The 8,225-nt window shown below is 67.8% G+C and carries 6 protein-coding genes and 1 pseudogene; all 7 read left to right on the forward strand.

Annotated elements, in window-relative coordinates; all coding sequences use genetic code 11:
* Positions 1-156: 156 nt before the first annotated feature.
* Positions 157-2,016, forward strand: a complete 1,860-nt coding sequence (dnaK, locus tag FK256_RS06585) for a molecular chaperone DnaK (protein ID WP_021605080.1) — start codon at positions 157-159, stop codon at positions 2,014-2,016.
* Positions 2,013-2,648, forward strand: coding sequence for a nucleotide exchange factor GrpE (locus tag FK256_RS06590; protein ID WP_141424178.1), 636 nt, complete (start codon positions 2,013-2,015; stop codon positions 2,646-2,648). Before dnaK ends, FK256_RS06590 begins: the two co-directional genes overlap by 4 nt.
* Positions 2,649-2,900: 252 nt before the next feature.
* The gene (locus FK256_RS06595; protein ID WP_141424179.1) at positions 2,901-3,938 is read left to right on the forward strand and encodes a DnaJ C-terminal domain-containing protein; all 1,038 of its coding nucleotides are present in this window, start codon (positions 2,901-2,903) and stop codon (positions 3,936-3,938) included.
* Complete coding sequence (locus FK256_RS06600; RefSeq protein WP_141424180.1) at positions 3,935-4,435, forward strand: heat shock protein transcriptional repressor HspR; 501 nt, start codon at positions 3,935-3,937, stop codon at positions 4,433-4,435. Before FK256_RS06595 ends, FK256_RS06600 begins: the two co-directional genes overlap by 4 nt.
* Before the next feature lie 165 nt (positions 4,436-4,600).
* Positions 4,601-5,938 carry a DUF418 domain-containing protein gene (locus tag FK256_RS06605; RefSeq protein ID WP_141424181.1) on the forward strand — a complete coding sequence of 446 codons (1,338 nt, stop codon included), beginning with the start codon at positions 4,601-4,603 and terminating at the stop codon, positions 5,936-5,938.
* 344 nt (positions 5,939-6,282) lie between these two features.
* Positions 6,283-7,596, forward strand: a complete 1,314-nt coding sequence (locus FK256_RS06610) for a DUF418 domain-containing protein (protein ID WP_141424182.1) — start codon at positions 6,283-6,285, stop codon at positions 7,594-7,596.
* 131 nt (positions 7,597-7,727) lie between these two features.
* A pseudogene (locus tag FK256_RS06615) lies at positions 7,728-8,225 on the forward strand (DUF418 domain-containing protein); the annotation flags it as partial.

Below are 8,225 nucleotides of genomic sequence, written 5' to 3' on the forward strand. Positions count from 1 at the left end.
GCCAAGGTTGAGCCAGTCAGACTCAAGGTTGGATGCCATCGAGTTGACAGAGCTCGACTCAACCACAATCCTGAGTGCATACGACTCAACCTGAAGGTGTCGGAACCCCGGCCCTCATTGCAGACATCAACCAAGCAACCACAAGGAGCACATCACATGGCACGCGCTGTCGGTATCGACCTGGGTACCACCAACTCTGCTATCGCCGTCCTCGAGGGTGGCGAGCCCACCATCATCCCGAACGCAGAGGGCGGCCGCACTACCCCCTCCGTCGTGGCCTTCTCCAAGTCCGGCGAGATCCTCGTCGGCGAGATCGCCAAGCGCCAGGCGGTCACCAACGTTGACCGCACCATCTCCTCGGTCAAGCGCCACATGGGTACCGACTGGTCCGTCGAGATCGACGGCAAGAAGTACACCGCCCAGGAGATCAGCGCCCGCATCCTGGCCAAGCTCAAGACCGACGCCGAGGCTTACCTGGGTGAGCCCGTCACCAACGCGGTCATCACCGTCCCGGCCTACTTCAACGACGCCGAGCGCCAGGCCACCAAGGAGGCCGGCACCATCGCGGGCCTGACCGTGGACCGCATCGTCAACGAGCCCACCGCCGCGGCCCTGGCCTACGGCCTGGACAAGGGCAAGGAGGACGAGCTCATCCTCGTCTTCGACCTCGGTGGCGGTACCTTCGACGTCTCTCTGCTCGAGGTTGGCAAGGACGACGACGGCTTCTCCACCATCCAGGTGCGCGCCACCAACGGCGACAACCGCCTGGGCGGCGATGACTGGGACGCCCGCGTCGTCGAGTGGCTGGTCAAGCAGGTCAAGAGCAAGGACGGCGTGGATCTGTCCAAGGACAAGATCGCCATGCAGCGCCTCAAGGATGCCGCAGAGCAGGCTAAGAAGGAGCTGTCCTCGGCGACCTCCACGAACATCAACCTGCAGTACCTCTCCATGAGCGAGTCCGGCCCCATCCACCTCGACGAGAAGCTCACCCGCTCCAACTTCCAGGAGATGAGCGCGGACCTGCTCGAGCGCACGAAGATCCCCTTCCACAACGTCATCAAGGACGCCGGGGTCAAGGTTTCCGACATTGACCACGTGGTCCTCGTGGGCGGGTCCACTCGTATGCCCGCCGTCACCGAGGTGGTGCGCGAGCTGACCGGCAAGGAGCCCAACAAGGGCGTCAACCCCGACGAGGTCGTCGCCGTCGGCGCGGCTCTCCAGGCCGGCGTCATCCAGGGCGACCGCAGCGACGTCCTGCTCATCGACGTCACGCCGCTGTCCCTGGGTATCGAGACCAAGGGCGGGGTCATGACCAAGCTCATCGAGCGCAACACGGCCATCCCGACCAAGCGCTCCGAGGTCTTCTCCACCGCCGAGGACAACCAGCCCTCCGTGCTCATCCAGGTCTACCAGGGCGAGCGCGAGTTCGCCCGGGACAACAAGCCGCTGGGCACCTTCGAGCTGACCGGCATCGCCCCGGCCCCCCGCGGCGTGCCCCAGATCGAGGTCTCCTTCGACATCGACGCCAACGGCATCGTCCACGTCTCGGCCAAGGACCGCGGCACCGGCAAGGAGCAGTCCATGACCATCTCCGGCGGCTCGGCCCTGCCCAAGGAGGACATCGACCGCATGGTCAAGGAGGCCGAGGCCCATGCCGAGGAGGACAAGAAGCGCCGTGAGGACGCCGAGACCCGCAACTCTGCCGAGCAGCAGGCCTACTCTATCGAGAAGCTCCTCAAGGACAACAAGGACAAGCTGCCCGAGGACGTCCACTCCGAGGTCTCCGAGGCCGTCGCCGACCTCAAGAAGGCCCTTGAGGGCGACGACATCGAGCCGGTCAAGACCGCCCAGGAGAAGCTGAGCTCGGTGGCCCAGAAGGTCGGTGAGGCCATCTACCAGGCCGACGCTGCCTCCCAGGGTGCGGCTGACTCCCCCTCCTCCGCCGGCGGCTCCGCGTCCTCCAACGACGAGGACATCGTGGATGCCGAGATCGTCGACGACGAGGACTCCAAGTGACCCCGGCCGGCCCCACCCCCGAGAACGAGGGCATCGACCCCGAGCTCCAGGCGGCCGTCGAGTCGGCCTTCGAGGAGGTGCCCGACGACGTCCGCGAAGGACTCGCCCAGGGCGAGCCCGAGGGCGCGGCCGACCAGTCCGACGCCGACTCCTCCGATAGGGAGTCGGCGGGGGACGACCCCCTGGCCCAGGCTCAGGCCCAGGCCGCTCAGGCGGCCGACGACCTGGCTCGTGCCCGGGCGGACCTCTACAACCTCCAGCAGGAGTACCAGGGGTTCGTGCGTCGGTCCCGCGAGGGCGCGGCCTCGCACCGCGATGCCGGTGCCGCCGGCGTCGTCGAGGCCCTCATCCCGGTCCTCGACGAGATCGAGTTGGCCCGCCAACACGGGGACCTGACCGGCACCTTCGAGACCACGGCCGGCAAGCTCGAATCGATCCTGGCCGAGAAGTACTCCTTGGAGCGCTTCGGCGCCGTGGGCGAGGTCTTCGACCCCACGCTGCACGATGCCCTCATGGCCACCGAGTCCAGCGAGGTCGCCGAGCCCACCATCGCCGCGGTCCTCCAGCCCGGATATCGCCTGGGTGAGCGCGTCGTGCGCGCCGCCCGAGTCCAGGTCGCCAACCCGGCCTGACCGGCCTGAGCGGTATCCACTGCATTGCCCACTTCGGTCCGACAGCGGACCCGGGCCGGCCGGATGAGCCGGCTCGGGTCCGCCGCCGACCGAGAGACGCCACCCAGGGCGCCCGAGGGCCTTGGGGCGCGTGGCCCGGCAGACGCATCCACCTTTCACGGTCTTCAAACGTTGCGACATTCAGCAGCGATCACAGTTGTTATCACTAAGGAACACCCACGATCACCCGGATAAGGAGGCGGTGATACGAACATGGCCAGTCAGGACTGGATGACGAAGGACTTCTACGCGGTCCTCGGCGTGAGTAAGGACGCCAGCGCCGCCGCTATCAAGAAGGCCTACCGTACGCTCGCGAAGAAGTACCACCCCGACCGCAACCCCGACGACGCCGCGGCGGCAGAGAAGTTCAAGGAGATCGGGGAGGCGTACGCCGTCCTGTCCGACGAGGCCGAGCGCAAGCAGTACGACGCGATTCGCTCCATGGCCGGAGGCGGCGCCCGCTTCCAGGCCGGGGGACCGGGTAGCGCCGGCAGCGCCGGCGGATTCGAAGACATCTTCTCCTCCATGTTCGGCGGTCAGAGCGGCAATGTCCGCTTCGAGACCGGAGGTGCCGGAGCCCAGCCCGACCTCGACGACCTGCTGCGCATGTTCGGCGGCACCCCCAGCCCCACCCGCTCCGGCGGGCGCCCCGGTCCCTTCGGGTTCGGAGGTTTCGGCTCCCAGTCCCCGCCGCAGAAGGGCTCCGACGTCCTGACCTCGGCTGCGCTGGACCTGCGCGACGCCGTCGCCGGCACCACCGCGGAGCTGACCGCGGACGGACGCACCATGAAGGTCCGTATCCCGGCCGGAGTGCGCGACGGGCAGAAGATCCGTCTGCGCGGCAAGGGCCGGGCCGGCCTCAACGGCGGCGAGAACGGCGACATGGTTGTGTCCATCAGCGTCAACAAGCACCCGGTGTACTCCATCGACCCGGTCGACGGCGCCAACCTGCGCATGGACCTGCCGGTCACGTTGCGCGAGGCTGCCCTGGGCGCCACGGTCGAGGTCCCGCTGCTCGACGGCACCACCTCCAAGATCAAGATCAAGCCCGGCACCTCCTCGGGCACAGTCATGCGTCTGCGCGGAAAGGGCGCCGCCACTCGGAAGAAGACCGGCGACCTGCTGGTGACCATCCAGGTGGCCGTCCCCAAGAGGCTCTCCAAAACCGCCAAGCAGGCCCTGGAGGCCTTCGATGAGGCCATGGGAGACACCGACCCGAGGGCGACCCTCATGGAGGAGGCGGCGACGTGAGCCGCCGTCGGGCCGGGCAGGGCCTGGGTCACCTGGCCGAGGACGCGGCCGAGCGTGCGGTCTACGTGGTCTCCGTGGCGGCCGAACTCGCCGGTATGCACCCCCAGACCCTGCGCCAGTACGACCGGCTCGGACTGGTCAGCCCCGCCCGGACCCGTGGACGGGGCCGACGTTACTCCCACCGCGACGTCGAGCGCCTGCGCCGCATCCAATCCCTGTCCCAGGAGGGCATCAACCTCGAGGGCATTCGCCGCATCCTCGACCTCGAGGCCCGCGTCGAGGAGCTGGAGACGGACAACGCCCGCATGCGCAGCCGGGAGGCGGTCGTCCAGCGGATCTTCGCCGCCGCCGCAGACGGCGAGGTCCAGGTCGTTGCGCCCGGTCGACGGGGGCGAGGGCCCGCCGAGCGCCGCCCCGAGCGGGGCGGCGGGCGCCCCGGGGGCGCAGTGAGCACCGCGCTCGTCCCCACCAGGTCCACGCGGTTCCCGCAGCGCTGAGACGTCGGTTCGCAGGGCGATTCGCACAGCAGTCTCGCGGTGGACGACACCACGGCCGAGACCTCCGGGGTGCCGCCGTGTGCGTCACCCCCTTCTATTCCGGTTCTCGGGGAATGATCCCCGTGTAGATGAAACGCCAACCGGATCAACCGTAAGATCGGTCACATGCGGATGACGACCTCCTTCACCGGCCGGGGCGTGCGCTACCCCGCCCCCGATGTGGCCCGTGGCTTCATGCTCCTGTTCGTGGCAGTGGCCAACGTCCCGACATGGAACAAAGCGCCGGCTAACATGATCGTCGGTACTTTCCCGGTCCCGGCGGCCGATGCCTGGTGGGTGTTCGTCCGGACGCTGTTCGTCGACCATCGGGCCTACCCGTTATTCGCGATGCTGTTCGGCTTCGGGCTGATGACGATGATTAATCGGCGTATCGCCTCTGGGACGCAGAGCTATCTTCAGTCCCTGCCCGAGGTGGATGCGGGGCGTGAGCCGACGCCGCAGGAGGAGTCCTGGGCGCGTGAGCAGGCCACCGTCGATGCCCGTCGCCTGGTGCGGCGCCGCGGCTGGTGGATGATCCTGTTCGGGTTCGTCCACGGCATCTTCTTCTCCGGCGACATCATCGGCGCCTACGGTCTGGCCGCTGTCATCTTCGCCGGATGGTTCGCCCACAAGAGGTACGTCCGCCTGTACGTCGTCGGCGCCATCATTGCGCTGACCGCGTTCTCGCTCTTCTTGGTCATGAGTTTCGTCTCTCCTGAGACCGCCGCCGTGTGGTCAGGTCAGCAGGAGAACCCGACTGTAACGGTGCTGCCCTGGTTCGTCGTCAACATCGCGAACTGGTTCTTCTTTCTGTTCGTGCAGATCCTCGTCACACTGATCGTTCCCGCCGCGGCGATCGGCGCACGTCTGGCCGATACCGGCATCATCACCCAGCCGGATCGGCACCGCCGCCTGCTCATCTCGACAGGGGTCGGCGGCCTGGCCCTGGGAGCCCTCGCGGCGCTCCATAGCGCTTTGACCAACGTGTTGCCCATCTCGCAGTGGCCGTGGGACTTCGCCGTGAAGGAGCTCTTCGGCATCGTCGGCGCCTGCGGCTGGTTGGCGCTGTTGGCCCTGTACGCCGGTGGGCCCAGGGAGGACGGCAGGTTGACGGGGCTGCGTCGGCTGGCCTCCGCCGTCGGGCGCAGGTCGATGACGGCCTACTTGAGTCAGACGATCCTGTTCGGGACCATCTTCGTCATTGTTCCTGTCCTGGTCATGGGGCAGCGCTTGTGGGTGGGGCAGGCCGGGGGTGCGCTTATCGTCCTGGCTGTGGGGCAGCGCTTGTGGGTGGGGCAGGCCGCAGCCGCGCTTATCGCCCTGGCGGTGTGGCTGGTGACGGTCGGCCTGTGCACGGTCCTGGAGCGCGGTGGGCATGCCGGTCCCTTCGAGACCCTGCTGCGCACCGCCGTGGCCCGCAGCGAGCGCAAACGCCCCCGCCCGGCCCCGCCGTCGGCCTCCTGACGCGCTGACGTCCGGCCGGGGGCAGCGCTGGGCAGATGCCGAGCTCGCGGCGGTTGCTCGCCGGCGTGGAACCCGTGCCTCGCGGGTCATCGAGGTGCGATCAGGCGGCCGCGAGGTTGTGATGCGAAGGTTAGGGTGGTGCCAGGGGTGCGGGCCACGTGCCGGGGTCGTTGCGGGCGCACCTGAATCCGGCAGTCTTTCGCAACAGGCTCCAGAATGAGGGTCCCTGGTCCTCCGGGTGGAAGCGCCGGGGGCTCCTCTCATGCCCACGGGTGAGGCACAGGCTCGGAAGACAGCCTCGGTGGAGGAGGTGTGGATCACAGGGGCTTCCTACCGTGGAGGGCATGAAACTCGCGACATCGTTTACCGGCTCCCGGGGGGTGCGCTATCCCTCCCCGGATGTGGCCCGTGGCTTCATGCTCCTGCTCATCTCTCTGGCCAATATCACCTTCTGGACCGGCGTGGCGCGGGCCTCGGCTCCCAACGATGCCGCAGACACGGCCTGGTTGTGGGTGCGCTCTCTTCTGATCGACGCCCGGTCCTATCCACTGTTCTCCCTCCTGTTCGGTTTCGGACTGGTCACCATGGTCAATCGGCGTATCGCTTCCGGGACGCAGAGCTATCTTCAGTCCCTCCCGGGTGTGGAGGCCGCACGTGAGCCGACGCCGCAGGAGGAGTCCTGGGCCCGTGAGCAGGCCACCGTCGACGCCCGCCGCCTCGTGCGGCGCCGGGGTGCGTGGATGATCCTGTTCGGGTTCGTCCACGCCATGCTCTTCTCCGGTGACGTCATCGCTGCCTACGGGTTGGTCGCCGTCATCTTCGCTGGGTGGCTCGCCCGCAAGCACTGGAAGCGGGCAGCGGTCCTCTGCGCCGTCATCCTTGTTGCCGGCGTCGTCATCACCTGCGTCATCATCAGTTCCATGACCTCCCAGGGTGCAGCCTCGGCGACGGATATGCGCGCGGGGGCCGGCGAATCGGCTACGACCCTCTTGTCCTACGTCTCCCACGGTGTCACCGCTTGGGCCATCAACCTGAGTACGACGCCGATATCGTTGGTGGTTCCGGCGATGTTCCTCGGGGCGCGTCTGGCCGACACCGACGTCATCGCCCACCCCGAGCGGCACCGCCGGCTCCTGACCGCCGTCGGCCTGGGCGGCCTGGGGCTCGGCGCCGTGGGCGGTATTGGGCTCGCTCAGTGGGTCACGGGAGGGCCTTTGATCCTCTGGGCCGTTCCTCTTCACCAGGTGGCGGGGCTGGCCGGGGCCTGTGGCTGGCTCGCGCTGTTGGCCCTGTACGCCGGCGGGCCCAGGGCTGACGGCCGTCTGACGGGTCTGCGCAAGCTGGCCTCCAATGTGGGGCGGCGTTCCATGACGGCCTACCTCTCTCAGAGCTTCCTGTTCGCCGCCGTCTTCTTGGTTCTGCCCGCCCTGACCGGTATTCAGTTCCACCTCGGCGAGGCCCGGGCCGCCGGGATCGCGGCGGCGGTCTGGCTGGCGACGGTCGGCCTGTGCGCGGCGCTGGAGCGCGGAGGCCATGCTGGCCCCTTCGAGACCCTGCTGCGCACCGCCGTGGCCCGCAGCGAGCGCAAACGACCCCGCCCGGCCCCGCCGTCGCCGGAGGTTGGTGCCGTAGCCGTCCCCACCGGAGCTTCCGAATGAAGATAGGTTCCCTCTCCTCCTTCAGGAGGAGGAGAGTGAGGGCGGCTACTCCTGAAGAAGGAGGACGATACAAGTAGGGTTCCCTCTGTGGAGGGAGGTCCGGGGGTGCGGGGTGCCATATGTTCAATGGCATGCATCTCATCACCTCTTTCACCGGTTCCAGGGGGGTGCGCTATCCCTCCCCGGATGTGGCCCGTGGCTTCATGCTCCTGCTCATCGCAGTGGCCAACGTACCCCAGTGGAGCAGGGTACCGGCTGAGTCCGCCGGTACTTTCCGGGCGTCGGCAGCCGATGCCTGGTGGATGTTCGTCCGGACGCTGTTCGTCGATCATCGGGCCTATCCGCTGTTCGCGATGCTGTTCGGCTTCGGTCTCATGACCATGATCAATCGGCGTATGGCCTCCGGGACGCAGAGCTATCTTCAGTCCCTCCCCGGCGTGGATGCAGACCGTGAACCGACGCCGCAGGAGGAGGCCTGGGCCCGTGAACAGGCCACCGTCGACGCCCGTCGCCTGGTGCGGCGCCGGGGTGCGTGGATGATCCTGTTCGGATTCGTCCACGGCGTTTTCTTCGTCGGAGACATCATCGGCGTATACGGTCTGGTCGCCGTTGGGTGGGGTCTGGTGGTG

Origin of the sequence: Actinomyces johnsonii (assembly GCF_006546835.1) — a bacterium.
GTDB lineage: Bacteria > Actinomycetota > Actinomycetes > Actinomycetales > Actinomycetaceae > Actinomyces > Actinomyces johnsonii.

Coding starts and splice junctions, on each gene's coding strand:
- FK256_RS06595 (WP_141424179.1), top strand. CDS start 2,901: ATGGCCAGTCAGGACTGGATGACGAAGGACTTCTACGCGGTCCTCGGC.
- FK256_RS06605 (WP_141424181.1), top strand. CDS start 4,601: ATGCGGATGACGACCTCCTTCACCGGCCGGGGCGTGCGCTACCCCGCC.
- dnaK (WP_021605080.1), top strand. CDS start 157: ATGGCACGCGCTGTCGGTATCGACCTGGGTACCACCAACTCTGCTATC.
- FK256_RS06610 (WP_141424182.1), top strand. CDS start 6,283: ATGAAACTCGCGACATCGTTTACCGGCTCCCGGGGGGTGCGCTATCCC.